The organism is Streptomyces sp. NPDC087420, from assembly GCF_044744165.1.
Classification (GTDB): domain Bacteria; phylum Actinomycetota; class Actinomycetes; order Streptomycetales; family Streptomycetaceae; genus Streptomyces.
In genome coordinates this window covers 171,117-187,199 of the sequence record NZ_JBIUXU010000010.1, presented here as the reverse complement: position 1 = coordinate 187,199, position 16,083 = coordinate 171,117, and the positions used below count along the sequence as shown (strand labels likewise).

13 protein-coding genes are annotated in these 16,083 nt (G+C 72.5%); 12 read left to right on the top strand and 1 reads right to left on the bottom strand.

The genetic code is table 11. The features are described from left to right. Positions 1-14: 14 nt before the first annotated feature. The 10 genes from ACIO1C_RS22150 to ACIO1C_RS22105 all read left to right on the top strand — a co-directional run bounded on the left by ACIO1C_RS22150 (position 15) and on the right by ACIO1C_RS22105 (position 13,050). A complete protein-coding gene (locus tag ACIO1C_RS22150) occupies positions 15-1,088 on the top strand; it encodes a methionine ABC transporter ATP-binding protein (protein ID WP_401866100.1) in 1,074 nt (357 codons plus the stop codon). Then, positions 1,085-1,753, top strand: a complete 669-nt coding sequence (locus tag ACIO1C_RS22145) for a methionine ABC transporter permease (protein ID WP_167034196.1) — start codon at positions 1,085-1,087, stop codon at positions 1,751-1,753. Before ACIO1C_RS22150 ends, ACIO1C_RS22145 begins: the two co-directional genes overlap by 4 nt. A gap of 85 nt (positions 1,754-1,838) precedes the next feature. Continuing rightward, positions 1,839-2,699 carry a MetQ/NlpA family ABC transporter substrate-binding protein gene (locus ACIO1C_RS22140; RefSeq protein ID WP_401866098.1) on the top strand — a complete coding sequence of 287 codons (861 nt, stop codon included), beginning with the start codon at positions 1,839-1,841 and terminating at the stop codon, positions 2,697-2,699. A gap of 111 nt (positions 2,700-2,810) precedes the next feature. Continuing rightward, positions 2,811-3,455 carry a GNAT family N-acetyltransferase gene (locus tag ACIO1C_RS22135; RefSeq protein WP_401866096.1) on the top strand — a complete coding sequence of 215 codons (645 nt, stop codon included), beginning with the start codon at positions 2,811-2,813 and terminating at the stop codon, positions 3,453-3,455. Between the two features lie 81 nt (positions 3,456-3,536). Then, positions 3,537-4,757 carry a precorrin-6y C5,15-methyltransferase (decarboxylating) subunit CbiE gene (gene cbiE, locus ACIO1C_RS22130; RefSeq protein WP_401866094.1) on the top strand — a complete coding sequence of 407 codons (1,221 nt, stop codon included), beginning with the start codon at positions 3,537-3,539 and terminating at the stop codon, positions 4,755-4,757. A 320-nt stretch (positions 4,758-5,077) separates the two neighbouring features. Next, positions 5,078-8,644: a nicotinate-nucleotide--dimethylbenzimidazole phosphoribosyltransferase gene (gene cobT / locus ACIO1C_RS22125; RefSeq protein WP_401866092.1), complete on the top strand. Its 3,567-nt coding sequence runs from the start codon at positions 5,078-5,080 to the stop codon at positions 8,642-8,644. A 22-nt stretch (positions 8,645-8,666) separates the two neighbouring features. Then, positions 8,667-9,161 (top strand): MarR family winged helix-turn-helix transcriptional regulator, encoded by a 495-nt coding sequence (locus ACIO1C_RS22120; protein ID WP_401866090.1) that lies wholly within the window; start codon positions 8,667-8,669, stop codon positions 9,159-9,161. 754 nt (positions 9,162-9,915) lie between these two features. Next, positions 9,916-11,130: a uroporphyrinogen-III C-methyltransferase gene (gene cobA, locus ACIO1C_RS22115; RefSeq protein ID WP_401866089.1), complete on the top strand. Its 1,215-nt coding sequence runs from the start codon at positions 9,916-9,918 to the stop codon at positions 11,128-11,130. Between the two features lie 173 nt (positions 11,131-11,303). Next, complete coding sequence (locus ACIO1C_RS22110) at positions 11,304-12,119, top strand: polysaccharide deacetylase family protein (protein WP_401866087.1); 816 nt, start codon at positions 11,304-11,306, stop codon at positions 12,117-12,119. Positions 12,120-12,231: 112 nt separating this feature from the next. Continuing rightward, on the top strand, positions 12,232-13,050 hold the full coding sequence (locus tag ACIO1C_RS22105) for a TrmH family RNA methyltransferase (protein WP_401866085.1): 819 nt from the start codon (positions 12,232-12,234) through the stop codon (positions 13,048-13,050). Positions 13,051-13,080: 30 nt separating this feature from the next. Here the strand turns inward: ACIO1C_RS22105 and ACIO1C_RS22100 are convergent, their stop codons facing one another. Then, on the bottom strand, positions 13,081-14,397 hold the full coding sequence (locus tag ACIO1C_RS22100) for a protein kinase (RefSeq protein ID WP_401866356.1): 1,317 nt from the start codon (positions 14,395-14,397) through the stop codon (positions 13,081-13,083). Positions 14,398-14,594: 197 nt separating this feature from the next. Between ACIO1C_RS22100 and ACIO1C_RS22095 the strand changes: the two genes are divergently transcribed. After that, positions 14,595-14,870, top strand: a complete 276-nt coding sequence (locus tag ACIO1C_RS22095) for a hypothetical protein (RefSeq protein ID WP_401866083.1) — start codon at positions 14,595-14,597, stop codon at positions 14,868-14,870. 200 nt (positions 14,871-15,070) lie between these two features. Beyond that, the gene (locus ACIO1C_RS22090) at positions 15,071-15,277 is read left to right on the top strand and encodes a hypothetical protein (protein ID WP_401866081.1); all 207 of its coding nucleotides are present in this window, start codon (positions 15,071-15,073) and stop codon (positions 15,275-15,277) included. Positions 15,278-16,083: the final 806 nt, after the last annotated feature.

Below are 16,083 nucleotides of genomic sequence, written 5' to 3'. Positions count from 1 at the left end.
GACGGAACCCCCCTGTGATCACTACTACGGGCCTGACGAAGGTCTACCGGTCCGCCCGCGGGCGCGGCCGGGAGATCACCGCGCTCGACGGTGTCGACCTCCACGTCCGCGAGGGCGAGGTCTTCGGTGTTGTCGGACAGAGCGGCGCCGGCAAGTCCTCACTCATCCGCTGCGTCAACCTCCTCGAACGCCCCACCTCCGGCACCGTGACCGTCGCCGGCCAGGACCTCACCGCGCTCGCGGGACGGGGCCACCGGGCCGGCAAGGAGCTGCGCCGGGCCCGCAGTTCCATCGGCATGGTCTTCCAGCACTTCAACCTGCTGTCCTCCCGCACGGTCGAGGACAACGTCGAACTGCCCCTGGAGATCCTCGGCATCCCCGCCCGCGAACGCTCCCGCCGCGCCCTCGAACTCCTCGACCTGGTCGGCCTCGCCGACAAGGCCAAGGCCTACCCCGCGCAGCTCTCCGGCGGCCAGAAGCAGCGGGTCGGCATCGCCCGCGCCCTGGCCGGCGACCCCAAGGTGCTGCTCTCCGACGAGGCGACCAGCGCCCTCGACCCCGAGACCACCCGCTCGATCCTCCAGCTGCTGCGCGACCTCAACCGCCAACTCGGCCTCACCGTGCTGCTCATCACGCACGAGATGGAGGTCGTCAAGACGATCTGTGACTCGGCCGCGCTGATGCGCGAGGGCAGGATCGTCGAGTCGGGCACGGTGAGCGAACTGCTCGCCACCCCCGGCTCCGAGCTGGCCCGCGAGCTGTTCCCGGTGGGGGGCGACGCCTCGGGCCCCGGCCGTACGGTCGTCGACGTCACCTTCCAGGGCGAGGCCGCCACCCGGCCGGTGATCTCCCAGCTCTCCCGTACGTACAACATCGACATCTCGATCCTGGGCGCCGCGATGGACACCGTCGGCGGCCGGCAGATCGGCCGGATGCGGATCGAACTGCCCGGCGCGTACGAGGAGAACGTCGTCCCCGTCGGCTTCCTGCGCGAGCAGGGACTCCAGGTCGAGATCGTCGGGGACACCGCGGCGGCGGCCGACGGCGGCGCCCAGAACCCCGGTCTCACCAAGGAAGGTGCCAAGTGACCTGGTCCGAGATGCAGCCCCTGCTGTCCCAGGGGACCATCGACACCCTCTACATGGTGCTGTGGTCCGGGCTCGTCACCGTCGCCGGCGGACTGCCCCTCGGCATCCTGCTCGTCCTCACCGACAAGGGCGGACTGCTCCAGAACGCCCCGGTGAACAAGGTCGTCGGCGTGATCGTGAACATCGGCCGCTCGCTGCCGTTCATCATCCTGCTGATCGCCCTGATCCCCTTCACCACCTTTGTCGTCGGCACCTTCATCGGGCCGACCGCCATGATCGTGCCGCTCGCGATCGGCGCCATCCCGTTCTTCGCCCGCCTGGTCGAGACCGCGATCCGCGAGGTCGACCACGGACTGGTCGAAGCCGTCCAGGCCATGGGCGGTTCCATCCCCACCATCGTCCGCAAGGTCCTGCTGCCGCAGGCCCTGCCGTCGATCGTCTCCGGGACCACCACCACCGTCATCGCGCTCATCGGCTACTCGGCGATGGCCGGGGCGGTGGGAGGCGAAGGCCTCGGTTCCAAGGCCGTCACCTACGGATTCCAGCGCTTCGAGAACGGCTTCATGATCGCCACCGTCGTGGTGCTGGTCCTGATCGTCACCGTGATCCAGCTCATCGGCGACCTGGCCGTACGACTGCTGGCGCGCCGGGTCCGTACCGCGTAGGCGCCACACCACACCCGCACTGTCCGTAACGGCCCGCACTCCTTGTCCGGGCCTCACCACCGCACACCGGAAAGAGGCACTCTTCGTGCGCACCTCCATCAAGCTCACCGCCGCTGCCGCCACCGCCGCCCTCGCCCTCACCCTGAGCGCCTGCGGCACGTCGTCCGACCCGGCCCCCAAGGCCGCGGACGGCGCCAAGGCCGACGAGTCCAAGCCCCTGCTCGTCGCCGCGTCCCCGACGCCGCACGCCGACATCCTGAACTTCATCAAGAAGAACCTGGCGGCCAAGGCCGGACTCCAGCTCGACGTCAAGGAGTTCACGGACTACGTCCTGCCGAACACCGCCACCGAGAGCGGCGAGGTCGACGCCAACTACTTCCAGAACAAGCCCTATCTGGACGACTTCAACAAGAAGAACGGCACCCACATCGTGCCGGTCGTCAACGTCCACCTGGAGCCGCTCGCCCTCTACTCCAAGAAGGTCGAGGAGCTGAGCGGCCTCAAGGCCGGCCAGAGCATCGCGATCCCCAACGACACCGTCAACGAGGGCCGCGCGCTCAAGCTCCTCGCCGACAACGGCGTGATCACGCTCAAGGACGGTGTCGGCGGCAGCGGTTCGCTGGCCGACATCAAGGACGACAAGGGCCTCACGTTCAAGGAACTGGAAGCCGCCACCCTGCCCCGCGCCCTCAACGACGTGGACGCCGCCGTCATCAACGGCAACTACGCCATCGAGGCCGACCTCAACCCCGCCCAGGACTCCATCGCCCTGGAGAAGACCGAGAACAACCCGTACGCCAACTTCCTCGCCGTGAAGGAGGGCAACGAGAAGGACCCGCGGGTGCTCAAGCTCGCGAAGCTCCTCAACTCGCCCGAGGTGAAGAAGTACATCGAGGACACCTACAAGAACGGCGCGGTCCTCCCCGCCTTCGGCCCCGCCGCGTAACCGGGCGCGCCCTCCGTCCCGCCCCGTCAATCCGGTAAGAGCCCCGCGCACCCCGGTCGTGCGCGGGGCTCCCCCGATGCTGCATGCTGTGCATTTACGACGGACTGAGGCATGGAGCTGCGCATGACTACCTTTCCGGACGTGTCCATCAGCACGGAGCGGTTGGTGCTGCGCCCCTTCGAACCGTCGGACATCCCCGCGCACGTCGAGATGATGAACGACGAGATGGTCACCGCCTGGACGTCCGTGCCCCACCCGTACACCCAGGAGGACGCCGAGCGGTGGGTCCACACCATCGCCCCCGCCGAGCGCACCGGCGGACGCGGCATCGTCTTCGCCGTCACCGAGTTCCTCACACAGCGGCTCGTCGGCATCGTGCGGCTCCACCACACCAACTGGCGCGCCCTCGCCACCGAGGCGCAGTACGTCACCGCCCCCTGGGCCCGCGGTGAGGGATACGCCACCGAATCGGTGCTCGCCGTCGCCCAATGGCTGTTCCGCGACCAGAAGTTCGAGCGCATCGAGGTGCGTACGGCCGCCGACAACACCGCCTCCCAGCAGGTCGCCCAGAAGATCGGCTGCATCAGCGAGGGCGTGCTGCGCAGCGCGTGGATAGCGCGTACGCAGACCGAGGACGGCGGCTGGACGGACGTGCGCACCGACCTCCTCGTCTGGAGCCTGCTTCCCGAGGACCTGGAAGGTGTGGCGGAGCAGATGGCGGACAGCGGATACGCGTCCTTCACGGACTGGAACTGACCACCACGCGCGTCCCCGACCGACTCTCACCGCCCCCGACCGACCGCCACCCGGCGACACATTTCTGGAGACTTGAAGAAGATGGCCGACCGCGTCACGGTGATCGGCTGGGACGGCTCACCCCTTACCGCTGCCGGCAGCTCCGCCCTCTCCGCCGCGACACTGGTCGCCGGAGCCGCCCACCACTTGGCCCTCCCCGAGATTCCCCCCGGCGCCGAGCGCGTCCAGCTCGGCAGTATCGACCTGGCGGCACGCCGGATCGCCGGACACCGCGGCGGCGCGGTGGTCCTCGCCGACGGCGACCCCGGCTTCTTCGGTGTCGTACGGACGTTGCGCGACCCGGAGCACGGCCTGGAGGTCGAGGTCGTCCCCGCCGTCTCCGCCGTGGCCGCGGCCTTCGCCCGCGCCGGCATGCCCTGGGAGGACGCCCAGATCGTCGTCGCCCACGCCCGTACGCTGCGCCGCGCCGTCAACGTGTGCCGGGCGCACACCAAGGTCGCCGTCCTCACCTCCCCGGGCGCGGGCCCCGCCGAACTCGCCCTGCTCCTCGAAGGGGTCCACCGCACCTTCGTCATCTGCGAGGAACTGGGCACCGACCGCGAGAAGGTCAGCGTCCTCACCTCGGACAAGGCGGCCGACCACGAGTGGCGCGACCCCAATGTGGTGATCGTCATCGGCGGCATCGGGACCGCCGTCTCCCCGGTCAGCGGCTGGATCGCGGGCCGCGACCCCGCCTACCCGCCGGCCGAGCGGGGCTGGGCGCTGCCCACCGAGGAGTACGGCATAGAGCTCGACGAGGGCGAGTCGACCTGGCTGCGCGCCGCCCAGCTCTCCCGGATCGGCGCCCGCACCGGCGATCTCGTCTGGGACATCGGCTCCGGCAGCGGGGCGCTCGCCGCCGAGGCGGCCCGCTTCGGCGCCGCCGTGATCGCCGTGGACGAGGAGCCGGGGGCGTGCGCCAGCACAGCGGCGGCGGCCCGGCGCGCCGGTGTTCAGCTCCAAGTCGTCCAAGGACGCGCCCCCCACGTGCTGGAGCGCCTGCCCGAGCCCGATGTCGTACGGATCGGGGGCGGCGGGATCGACGTCGTCATCGCCGTCGCCGACCGCAGGCCCGAGCGGATCGTGACCCACGCGGCCAACCGTGACGAGGCGGAAGCCATCGGAACTGCCTTGCGGGACGGGGGATATACGGTGGAATGTGTGCTACTCCAGTCCGTCGATCTCGACACCGCGGACTGGTCGGAACGCGAGCGGTCCGTGGTCTTCCTGGTGTCCGGACAGCGCCCCGACGCGACCTCCTGACGGCCCCGCGCACCACGTGGCCGCTCCGCCCCCTGCCTCCGGTTGTCGTAGACCCGAGGTAGGCTGGCCGATCGTTGTACCGCAGCCGGGCGTTCGTCGCTTCGTTCGTCAATGTCCGGAAAAGGGGCCCGTTTTGGGCCTTGATGTGGTACAGCGAAACCGGGGGAAGCGCGACGTGGCGCAGCCCACAGCGGGCCGAGTCGTGCCGCGCGACGCCCGCGCTCGTTGTTCCATGACAAGCGCGGGGAGCACCGACGATCTGCGGAGCCGTCGCCCCGGTGAAGGGCCGTAGGAGCACAACCAATGGGCGAGGGGTACGCATGACTGACACCGGCCAGGTCCCGGGCGAGGTACTGCCGGAGAACGCGGGCATGGTGGAGCAGCACGGCGTCCCCGCGCCGAGTGCGTACGCGTACCCGGACCCGGACGCGTTGTACCCGGACCCGCTGCGCCCCGACCCGTCGTACGGCGACACCGTGTATCCGGAGGCGGCCTATCAGGAGCTCTCGTACCAGGAGCCGCCGTACCAGGAACCCCCGTACCAGGACACGTCGTACGGGGAGCCGGCGTACCCGGGCCCCTCGGGGACGGTGGTGGAGGACGAGGACCTGCTGCTCATGCCGAGCGCGCAGGGAGCGTGGGGGGACCCGCTGCCGGTCGCTCCGCCCGAGCCGTCGCGGGTGGAGCAGCAGGCGCCGCCCATAGAACAGCCGGCGCCGCTGGCGGAGCCGGTTTCCCCTTCCCTTTCGGCGCCGGTCCCGGCGTCGGTCCCGGACCCGGTCCCGGATGTGTACGAGCCGCCGCGGGAGTTCCCGGCCGAACAGGGCTTCGTGGCCGAGCAGGCGTTCCAGGCTCCGGAGTTCACGGCGGCTGAGGCGTTCGAGGCGCCGCGGGCGGAGCAGGCCCCGGCTGTGCCGGTTTCCCATGACGAGGTTCTGGCGGGCGAGGAGTCCACGGGCCAGGAGCTGGTGGAGCAGCAGGTGGCGGACCAGGTGACGGCCGCCCAGGCGCCCGTCACCCAGGAGCCCACCGGCCTGGAACAGACGGCGCAGGAGCCCACGGACCAGGGCCCGACGGGCCTGGACTCCACAGGCCTGGACTCGACGGGCCAGGACTCGACGGGCGAGGCATCGACCGGCCAGGAATCCGCGTCCGAGGGATCCCTCGGACGCGGCCTGAACCTGAACCAGCCGGAGGCGCACGAGACCGACGGCCGGGACTCCGGTGCGGTGGATCTCACCGGTGTACGGATCCCGCGGCCCGAGCCGGCTCCCGCCCGGACAGCACCCGCCCCCGCCCCGACTCCCGTGCGCCGGCCGTTGCACCTGGGCCCGCCCGTGCCGGACACCTCCGGCGGGGTGGTGCGCTCCCTGGCCGACCGGGGACCCGCCGCGACACCGTCCCGGGCGGTCCGCGTACGGAACCGCGCGCAGCCCACCCCGACGTTGGGCCCCGAGTACCTGGACATCCCGCGTGAGGACGCCGCGGTGGCCCCGGCCCTCCCCGTTCCCCAGTTGAGCGAGATCCCGCCGCAGGCGGGCACGCCCTGGAGCGCCGAAACGGCGGCCCCGGCAGAAACGGTCGTTCAAGCACCCGAGCCGGTAGCGGTGGAGCCGCGGCCTGAACCGGTCGAAGCGGTACAGGAAGCGTCCGCGGCGGAGGAGTTCGTACCGGTCGAGGAGTTCGTGCCGGTCGAGGCGCAACTGCCCCTGACCGCTTCCGAGCCGGAGCCGGCCCCCGAGCAGGCGCCGGAAGAGACGCCCGTGGTGGCGGAACAGGCCGGACAGACCCCGGAGGCCCCGGAGGCGATCGTGCCGGTGGCGGAGCCGGAGGCCGTACAGGAACCGGTCGTGGAGCCGGCACCCGTACCGGTACCGGAGGCGGACATCGCCCCGGTGGCGGAGCCGGACACGGAGCCGCTGCCGGAGCCCACCCCCGAGGCAACCCCGGAACCCGAGCCCGAGCCCGAAGTCGCCCCCGAGCCCGAGGCCGAACTCGCCCTGCCCGCGCCCGAGCTCCCCACGGCCCTCATTCCCGAGACCGCCCCCGAGACCGCCCCCGAGCCCGGGGCCGAGGTCCACCCCGTACCGGAGACAGACGAAGCAACGCCCCCCGAGGCCGAAGCGGTGCCCGTACCAGCGGCGGTCGAAAGCGTCGCCGCGGCCTCCGGCTACGACGACGCGGAGCGCGACGCCGTGCTGCGCGTGATGCGCGAACGCCGGGACATCCGCAACGGCTTCCGCTCCGACCCGATCCCGCACGAAGTGCTGCTCCGCGTCCTGGAGGCCGCGCACACCGCGCCGAGCGTGGGCCACTCCCAGCCCTGGGACTTCGTGGTCATCCGCTCGGCGGAGACCCGGCGTTCCATGCACGAACTGGCGCAGCGCCAGCGCGAGGCATACGCGAAGTCGCTGCCCAAGGGCCGGGCGAAGCAGTTCAAGGAACTGAAGATCGAGGCCATCCTCGAAACCCCGGTGAACATCGTGGTCACCGCGGACCCGACGCGCGGCGGCCGGCACACGCTCGGCCGCCACACGCAGCCGCAGATGGCGCCGTATTCCTCCGCGCTCGCGGTGGAGAACCTCTGGCTCGCGGCCCGCGCGGAAGGGCTCGGCGTCGGCTGGGTCAGCTTCTTCGACGAGCGCGAGATGGTACGGGCGCTGGGCCTGCCCGAGCACCTGGAGGTCGTGGCGTATCTGGTGGTCGGATATGTGGACGAGTTCCCGGAGGAGCCCGAACTGATGCAGGCGGGCTGGTCCAAGCGCCGCCCGCTGTCCTGGGTCGTCCACGAGGAGACGTACGGCCGCCGCGCGCTGCCCGGCGGGGAGCCGCAGGATCTGCTCCAGGAGACCGTCGCGGCGATCCGTCCGCTGGACGCGAAGGCGCTGGGGGAGGCGTGGGAGCGCCAGAAGCGGATGACAAAGCCGGCCGGCGCGCTCGGCATGCTGGAGATCATCTCCGCGCAGCTCAGCGGTCTGTCGCGGCTGTGCCCGCCGCCGATCCCGGAGCCGGCGGCGGTGGCGATCTTCGCGGGTGACCACGGGGTGCACGCCCAGGGGGTGACCCCGTGGCCGCAGGAGGTGACCGCGCAGATGGTCGCGAACTTCCTCGGCGGGGGCGCGGTGTGCAACGCGTTCGCCAACCAGGTCGGCGCCGAGGTCTGTGTCATCGACGTGGGTGTCGTGGGCGAGCTTCCGGCCACACCGGGGCTGCTGCCCCGCAAGGTAAGGGCGGGCACGGCGGACTTCACGACCGGCCCCGCGCTGAGCCGCGAGGAGGTTCTCGCGGCGATCGAGGTGGGCATCGAGACGGCCCGCGATCTGGTGGCGGCGGGCAACAAGGCGTTGCTGACGGGGGAGATGGGCATCGCCAACACCACGGTGTCGGCGGCGCTGATCTGCGTGTACACCGGCCAGGACCCGGCGGAGGTCACCGGGCGGGGCACCGGCATCAACGACGAGACGCACGCGCGGAAGATCGATGTCGTACGGCGTGGCCTCGACCTCCACCGTCCGGACCCGGCCGACCCGGTGGGCGTCCTGGCGGCGGTGGGCGGCCTGGAACACGCGGCGCTGGTCGGGTTCCTGCTGGGCGGCGCGTCGTTGCGTACGCCGGTGATCCTGGACGGGGTGAGCGCGGGCGCGGCGGCGCTGGTGGCGCGGGCGATCGCGCCGGAGGCCCTGGCGGCCTGCATCGCGGGCCACCGCAGCGCGGAGCCCGGCCACGTGGCGGCCCTCAACAAGCTGGGCCTGCGCCCCCTGATCGACCTGGACCTCCGTCTGGGCGAGGGCACGGGCGCGCTCCTGGCCCTCCCGGTGGTCCAGAGCGCGGCACGGGCGATGCACGAGGTGGCGACGTTCGACTCGGCGGGCGTCACAGAGAAGTAAGCGGACCTGGAGCGTAGTGAGCGTGAAACCGTCGGCCGGCCCCACCACCACCGATCAGGCGCCGGCCGATCCCGCCGCCAGTGACGACGCGCTGGCCACCCAGCCCGTCGGCTACTGGAGCGGGCTCGCCCACGCGGCCGTGACCCGGCATCTGCGTGACGCCATGGCCAGGATCGATGTCACGCAGCCGCAGTACTGGGTGCTCAACCGCGTACACGGCGGCCCGACGGCGCCGAGCCGCGAGGAGGTGGTCACCCAGCTGACCCCCCTCGCGGACGGCCCGCACGAGATCGCCCGGGTCATCGATCAGCTGCTACACCGCGGCTGGCTCCACATCGAGGCGGGGGAGTACGTACACCTCACCGACGCGGGAGAAGCCGCCAGGGTGCGGCTGCGCGAACTGGTGACCGAACTGCGCGCCGTGGTCCACCGGGGCATCAGCGACGAGCAGTACGTGGCCGCGCTCAAGGTGCTGCGCACGATGGTCGCCAATGTCGAGGGCGACGCGGAATTCTAGCCACGTCTCCAGGGACCGTGCCCGTCTGGTCGCTGCCCAGGTGGATCTCCGCGATCCGCTCCGACATGCGGCCGACGACCCACCGAAGCGGCCCCGGGCCGTCAGACAGGCCCCTCCAGGGCGAGCGTCGGCCGAGACCCACCCGCACGGTTGGCTGACCGGCCCATCACCGGGACGTCAGCCGGCCCCGGTAAGTCAGTCGGCCGACTGACTTGCCCGCGGCGCGAGCCGGCCGACCACCACCCGCCGAGCGGGGCCGCAAGCCCGACCCATGGCCCGGCCATGGCTCGGCCAACGCGCCGACGCCGGGCCGCGGGAGCCACGCCGGAACGCTGGTCCGCGAGCCTCGCGAGCGGGCTGTCGGCCGGGCGGCCGTCGCACGCGGTCCGCCCCCGTCCGCCGCCGTCCGCCCCCGTCCGCCCCCGTCCGCCGCCGGGCGCTGGGCCGACCATGGGTCCGGTCAGTCAGCGAGCCGGCCGTCTGGTCGGCCCGGCCGGGGAGGCCGGCTGCGACCCCGGTGTCTGTGTGGGGCACGTGGGGGGATGGTCGGTCGTGACCGTCCCCCCAGGAGGGGGCCGGGTGCGGCGTACCCCAGCGGACCACAGCCCAGCGCCCCCAGCTCCGGTCACGCCCGCCCAGCGCAGCGCACCGCGCCACCCACCCGGCCGGGGCCTCATCCGGCTTCGGGGGTCCCCGTAAGCTGGTTCCCGGGAGTCACCCCATCTCATCAGCCGCTTCAGGAGTCCCTACCGACATGGCCGAGCACGCCGAGCACCCCGCCTACCCCGTCGGACTCCGCCTGTCAGGGCGGCGCGTCGTTGTTGTCGGCGGGGGGCAGGTCGCCCAGCGCCGGCTGCCGGCGCTCATCGCGGCGGGCGCCGACATCGTGCTCGTGTCGCCCTCCGCGAAGGCGTCCGTCGAGGCCATGGCCGAGGCCGGCGAGATCCGCTGGGAGCGCCGCCGGTACGAGGAGGGCGACCTCGCAGGCGCCTGGTACGTCCTCGTCGCCTCCAGCGACCCCGTCGCGAATGCCAGCGCCTCCGCCGAGGCGGAACGTCACCGCGTCTGGTGCGTCCGCAGCGACGACGCGGAGGCCGCCACCGCCTGGACCCCCGCCACCGGCCGCAGCGAGGGCGTCACCGTCGCCGTGCTCACCGGCCGCGACCCGCGCCGCTCCGCCGCCGTCCGCGACGCCGTCATCGAGGGCCTGCGCGACGGCACCCTCGCCGCGCCCCACCACCGCACCCGCACCCCCGGCGTCGCCCTCGTCGGCGGCGGACCCGGCGACCCGGACCTGATCACCGTGCGCGGCCGCCGCCTCCTCTCCGAGGCGGACGTCGTCATCGCCGACCGCCTCGGCCCCCGCGACCTCCTGGACGAGCTGCCGCCGCACGTCGAGGTGATAGACGCGGCGAAGATCCCGTACGGCCGTGCCATGGCCCAGGAGGCCATCAACGAGGCGCTGATCGAGCACGCCAAGGCGGGCAAGGCCGTGGTCCGCCTCAAGGGCGGTGACCCGTTCGTCTTCGGACGCGGTATGGAGGAGGTCCACGCGCTCGCCGCCGTCGGCATCCCCTGCGTGGTGGTCCCCGGGATCTCCAGCTCCATCAGCGTCCCGGGCGCCGCCGGGATCCCCGTCACGCACCGTGGCGTGGCCCACGAGTTCACGGTGGTCAGCGGCCACGTCACCCCCGACGACGCCCGTTCCCTGGTCGACTGGGCCGCGATCGCCCGCCTCCGCGGCACGCTTGTCCTCCTGATGGCCGTCGACAAGATCGGCGCCATTGCCCAGGCCCTCATCGAACACGGCAAGTCCCCCGACACCCCCGTCGCGCTGGTCCAGGAAGGCACCACCGCCGCCCAGCGCCGGGTCGACGCGACGCTCGCGACGGTGGCGGAGGCCGTACGGACCCATGACGTACGGCCTCCGGCGGTCATCGTCGTGGGAGAGGTCGTGGCCCTCGGCTGACCCCGGGGCCTTCCGGGCCGGGCCGGACCGGGCCGGGCCCAACGGTGGCGTTCACCGGTCCATACGCCTGTACCTAGGTATGGACCGGTGAACGCCCTTGGTATGTACGGCGCCCCACCTCACCGACCTTCTGCCGAAGCGCCGCTGACCAGCTGATTCATAGCGTCCTTGGCATGAACGTCTCCCTCCGCCGACCCGTCCCGGGACGATCCGTAGCCCTCTGTACGACCCTCACCCTCACCCTCACCCTCACCGTCGTCCTCACCGTCGTCCTCGTCCTCGCCCTCAGCGGTTGCGGCAGCCTGAACGGCGTCATCGCGCCCGTCACCGCCAGGAAAGCCGCCGCGCACGACTTCAAGGGCGTGGAGATACGTCCCGTGGACTGCCGTACCGCGCACTGCGTCGCGCTCACCTTCGACGGCGGCCCCAGCCGCCCCACACCCCGGCTGCTGGACATCCTGAAGAAGGAGAAGGTCCACGCGACCTTCTTCCTCCAGGGCAAGGGCCACACGGACACCTACCCCGGCACCGTGGCCCGGATGGCCCGCGAGGGGCACGAGATCGCCAATCACACCTGGTCCCACCGGGTGCTCACCCGCCTCGACCCGGCCGGGATCCGCGCCGAAGTGGCGCCCGTCCAGGACGAGATCCAGCGGATCACCGGCCACCGGCCCGACCTGATGCGCCCACCGCAGGGCCGTACCGACAACAAGGTCTCGAAGGTCATGCGGGAGATGGGCCTGGCCCAGGTGCTGTGGAGCGTCACGGCCAAGGACTACGAGACGACCGACACCGCTCTGATCACGGAGCGTGTCCTCGGCAGGGCGAGACGCGACGGCGTCATCCTGCTGCACGACCGCTACGCGGGTACCGTCCCCGCCGTACCGGGCATCATCGAGCAGCTGAGGCGGCGCGGCTACACGCTGGTCACGGTGTCCCAACTCCTCGCCCCGGCGCGACCGGAGCCCGGCAAGATCTACCGCCCCTGAACCCGGCCGGGCGTCCGCCGACGTCAACAACCCCACGCCCCCCACGGCCCCCCGCGCTCACCCCGCCACCCCCATGACCACCCATCCCCCCTCCCCAAGGCAGGATGAGCACGTGGCTGAACTCATCACCGTCGACGACCCGGACGACCCCCGCCTGCACGACTACACCGGCCTGACCGACGTGGAGCTGCGCCGCAGGCGCGAGCCCGCCGAAGGCCTCTTCATCGCCGAGGGCGAGAAAGTCATCCGGCGCGCGACCGAGGCCGGCTACACGATGCGGTCCATGCTCCTGTCCGCCAAGTGGGTCGACCCCATGCGGGACGTGATCGACGCCGCGCGGGCCCCCGTGTACGCGGTCACGCCCGACCTCGCCGAGCGCGTCACCGGCTACCACGTCCACCGCGGCGCCCTCGCCTCCATGCAACGCAAGCCGCTCCCGGAGCCGGCCGAGGTGCTCCGTACGGCCCGCCGCGTCGTGGTCATGGAAGCGGTCAACGACCACACCAACATCGGCGCGATCTTCCGCAGCGCGGCGGCGCTCGGCATGGACGCGGTCCTGCTCTCACCGGACTGCGCCGACCCGCTCTACCGCCGGTCCGTGAAGGTCTCGATGGGCGCGGTCTTCGCCGTACCGTACGCACGGCTGGACGCCTGGCCCAGGTCCCTGGAAACCGTACGGGCGGCGGGGTTCAGGCTGCTCGCGCTGACCCCGCACGAGAAGGCGGTCCCGATGGACGAGGCGGCTCCGCACCGCCTGGAACGGGTCGCGCTGATGCTGGGCGCGGAGGGCGACGGACTGTCGGCGCGGGCCCTGGACACTGCCGACGCGTGGGTACGTATCCCCATGGCGCACGGAGTGGACTCGCTGAACGTGGGCGCGGCGGCGGCGGTCGCGTTCTACGCGGTCACGACGGGCCGCCCGGCGAACTGAGCGCCCGGCCCGCGGGCCGGGCGGCCCGGCTCAGAGCTGCTGCGCCGCCGCGATCCCCAGGGCGACGATCAGCGTCACCACCACAAACACGATCAGGCGCTGTCGCAGCAGCCGGGGATTGGCGGGGCGGCGACTGCCCGAGGTCGGCCGCGGCGCCGTGTTCTGGCGCCCGCTCGTCCGCGCACCGGCGCCGTCGCGCTGCTGCGGGGGCCGCCGGCCGCTCGTACGGGGAGCCCCGCCCCGGGGGACACCGGAACGGGAAGCCGTGGAGCCCGAGGGACGGCTCTGAGGCCCGCGTTCCCGCTCCCGATCCCGCTCCGGCGCACGCTCCCGGTCGCGGTCCCGGTCCGAGCCGCGCTCCCACTCCCGCTCGCGGTCCCTGTCCCTGTCCCTGTCCAGAGCCCGTTCCCGTTCGGGGCCCCGTTCCATCCGTTCCGTGTAGCGCTCGGTCATCCGCCCCGTCGCCATGTCCTGCTCCGTACGGCCCCGCTGGGCCGGCGGCCTGGTCTCGGCGACGCCCTGCGCCTCCCTGGCCGCGATCTCCTTGAGCCGCATCGACAGTTGGAGCGTGCTCGGCCGGTCCTCCGGATCCTTGGCCAGGCAGGCCCGTACCAGCGGCGCGAGCGCGTCCGGCACCCCGTACAGCTGCGCCTCCTCGTGCACCACCCGGTAGAGCATGACCTCCGAACTGCCCTGCCCGAACGGGGAGTCGGCCGTCGCCGCGTACGCCAGCGTGGCGCCCAGCGAGAACACGTCGGTGGCCGGTGTCACCGCCACCCCCCGCACCTGCTCGGGCGCCAGGAATCCCGGCGATCCGACGGCCGTACCGACATGCGTCAGCGTGCTCGCGCCGGTCGCCCAGGCGATGCCGAAGTCGATGATGCGGGGGCCCTTGGGGGAGAGCAGGATGTTCGACGGCTTGAGGTCGCGGTGCACCACCCCCGCCTCGTGCACGGCCACCAGCCCCTCGGAGAGCGCCGCGCCCACGGAGGCCACCTCGGCGGCGCTCAGCGGGCCCTCCTCGTTGACCTTGTCGTGCAGCGAGGGCCCCGGCACGTACTGCGTCGCGAACCACGGCCGCTCCGCGTCCAGGTCCGCCGCCACCAGCCGGGCCGTACAGCCGCCCCGGATCCGCCGCGCGGCGGACACCTCGCGGGCGAACCGCGACCGGAACTCCTGATCCTCGGCCAGATCCGGCCGGATCACCTTCAGCGCGACCCGCTGGCCGCGCCGGTCGGACCCCAGATAGACGACACCCATGCCGCCTGCGCCCAGCCGCCGGTGAAGCCTGAACGAACCGACGACACGCGGGTCCTCGCGCCGGAGCCGCATCATCGCCATGTCCATCCCCGCTGCCCGGTCGTCCGTGTGACGTGGCACAGCTTACGTACCCGCGCCCCGGCGCGCTCATAGGCCGCGCCCTCGCGGGCCGACCGATTGTCAGTGCGGGGTGGGAAACTTGAAGAGTGGTCAGGGGACGGCGGATCCGGGTCCCTTGGCCCGCGCGAGATCTCAAAGGTCCGTCGCAGAAGGGGGATTGGATCGTGAAGGGTGACCGGGTGGAGATAGTCGTGGACGCCGGGGACACGACGCGTACGTACGAAGTGGTGGCAAGCCGGGCAGGCCGCCGGGTCGAGACGGCGGTGCGCAGGGGGGTGGTGGAAGTGAGCGAAGTCACCCGCAACGGCACGGTGGTCCGGACTGCCAGGTTCATGGCGACGCGGGTGCTCGCTCTCGTGGAGCAGCCGGTCCCGAGGGAGGAGGCGTCGGAGCGTTCCCTCCGGGAAGAACGTCCCCTCCGGGAAGACCCCAAGTCCTGAGCTGTTCTCATACATGCCTTCTCCACCCAGGGGAGTACGTGATCACCACCGGGCTCATCCTCCGGGAGGCCCGGCAATCGGTACGCGGGCATGACGACTGGGCGCTGTCGCGTCCCTAGTGTTGAGGTCAAGCGGCGAGTGCAAGTACTCGTCCCCCGAGGTCGGACACTCGCCGCTGCCAATCTGACAGGAGAGGGACCATGGCGGACACGGCATCGCGGGCATTGATCCGCACGCAGGGACGCAAGGCTTTCGCCGCGTTCGGCGGAAGCCAGTCCAGCACGCGCCACCCGCTGGTGGCGACGGCGATGGTCCTCCCCCTGGCGGCTCTGCTCGTGGTCGTCTTCGGCGGCTGGGAAGCAGTGGTCACACAAGCGTCGTCCGTGGGCGTGATGCTGGGGCGCTGAGCGGCGCCCCAGACCCGGGAGAGCGGCCCGGGTCAAGGACATCCGGCCAACAACCCCGTGGGGACGGGGGTGCGGCGGACGGCAGCGTTTGGCCGGTCAGCTGGGGAGCTGACCGGCCATCGCGCTGCCCGGTCCCGATCGGGAACCTGGCCACGATCCCCGCCCGCGCCTCGTCCGGCCCCGCCCCCGGTGGTGCCCTCGCTCCTGGCCGCGCCCGCTGACCGCGGTGAGGAACGGGCCGGGTCGCGAGCCCCGGACGCGCCTCCGACGGTGGCCCCGGTTATGGCCGGGCCTCGTGACCGTGGCGACGAAGGGGCCGGAGGAGTGGGCCGGTGGCCTCCGTCACAGCCGCGCTTCCTGGCTCCGGCCACGAACGCGCCTGACTGCGAGTCCAGGCTCCGCGTCCCGGACCCGCTGAGAACGGGCCGGACTCCTTGGCCCCGGGCACGTACTCGGCGGTGGCCCCGGTTATGGCGAGGAGCGGGCCGGACTACGACTCCGGGCTTCGCATCCCGGACCCGGCCACAGACGGGCCGGTGGCATGGATCTTCGCCTCGACCCTGGTGGTGCCTCGGTCATGGTCGGACCCTCTTGGCCGTTGCGTTGAACGGGCCTCCCGGCCCCGGCCCCGGCCCCGGCCTCGGGCCTCCCGGCCCCGGCCCCGGCCTCGGGCCTCCCGGCCCCGGCCCCGGCCCCGGCCTCGGGCCTCCCGGCCCCGGCCCCGGCCTCGGGCCTCCCGGCCCCGGCCCCGGCCTCGGGCCTCCCGGCCCCGGCCCCGGCCTCGGGCCTCCCGGCCCCGGCCCCGG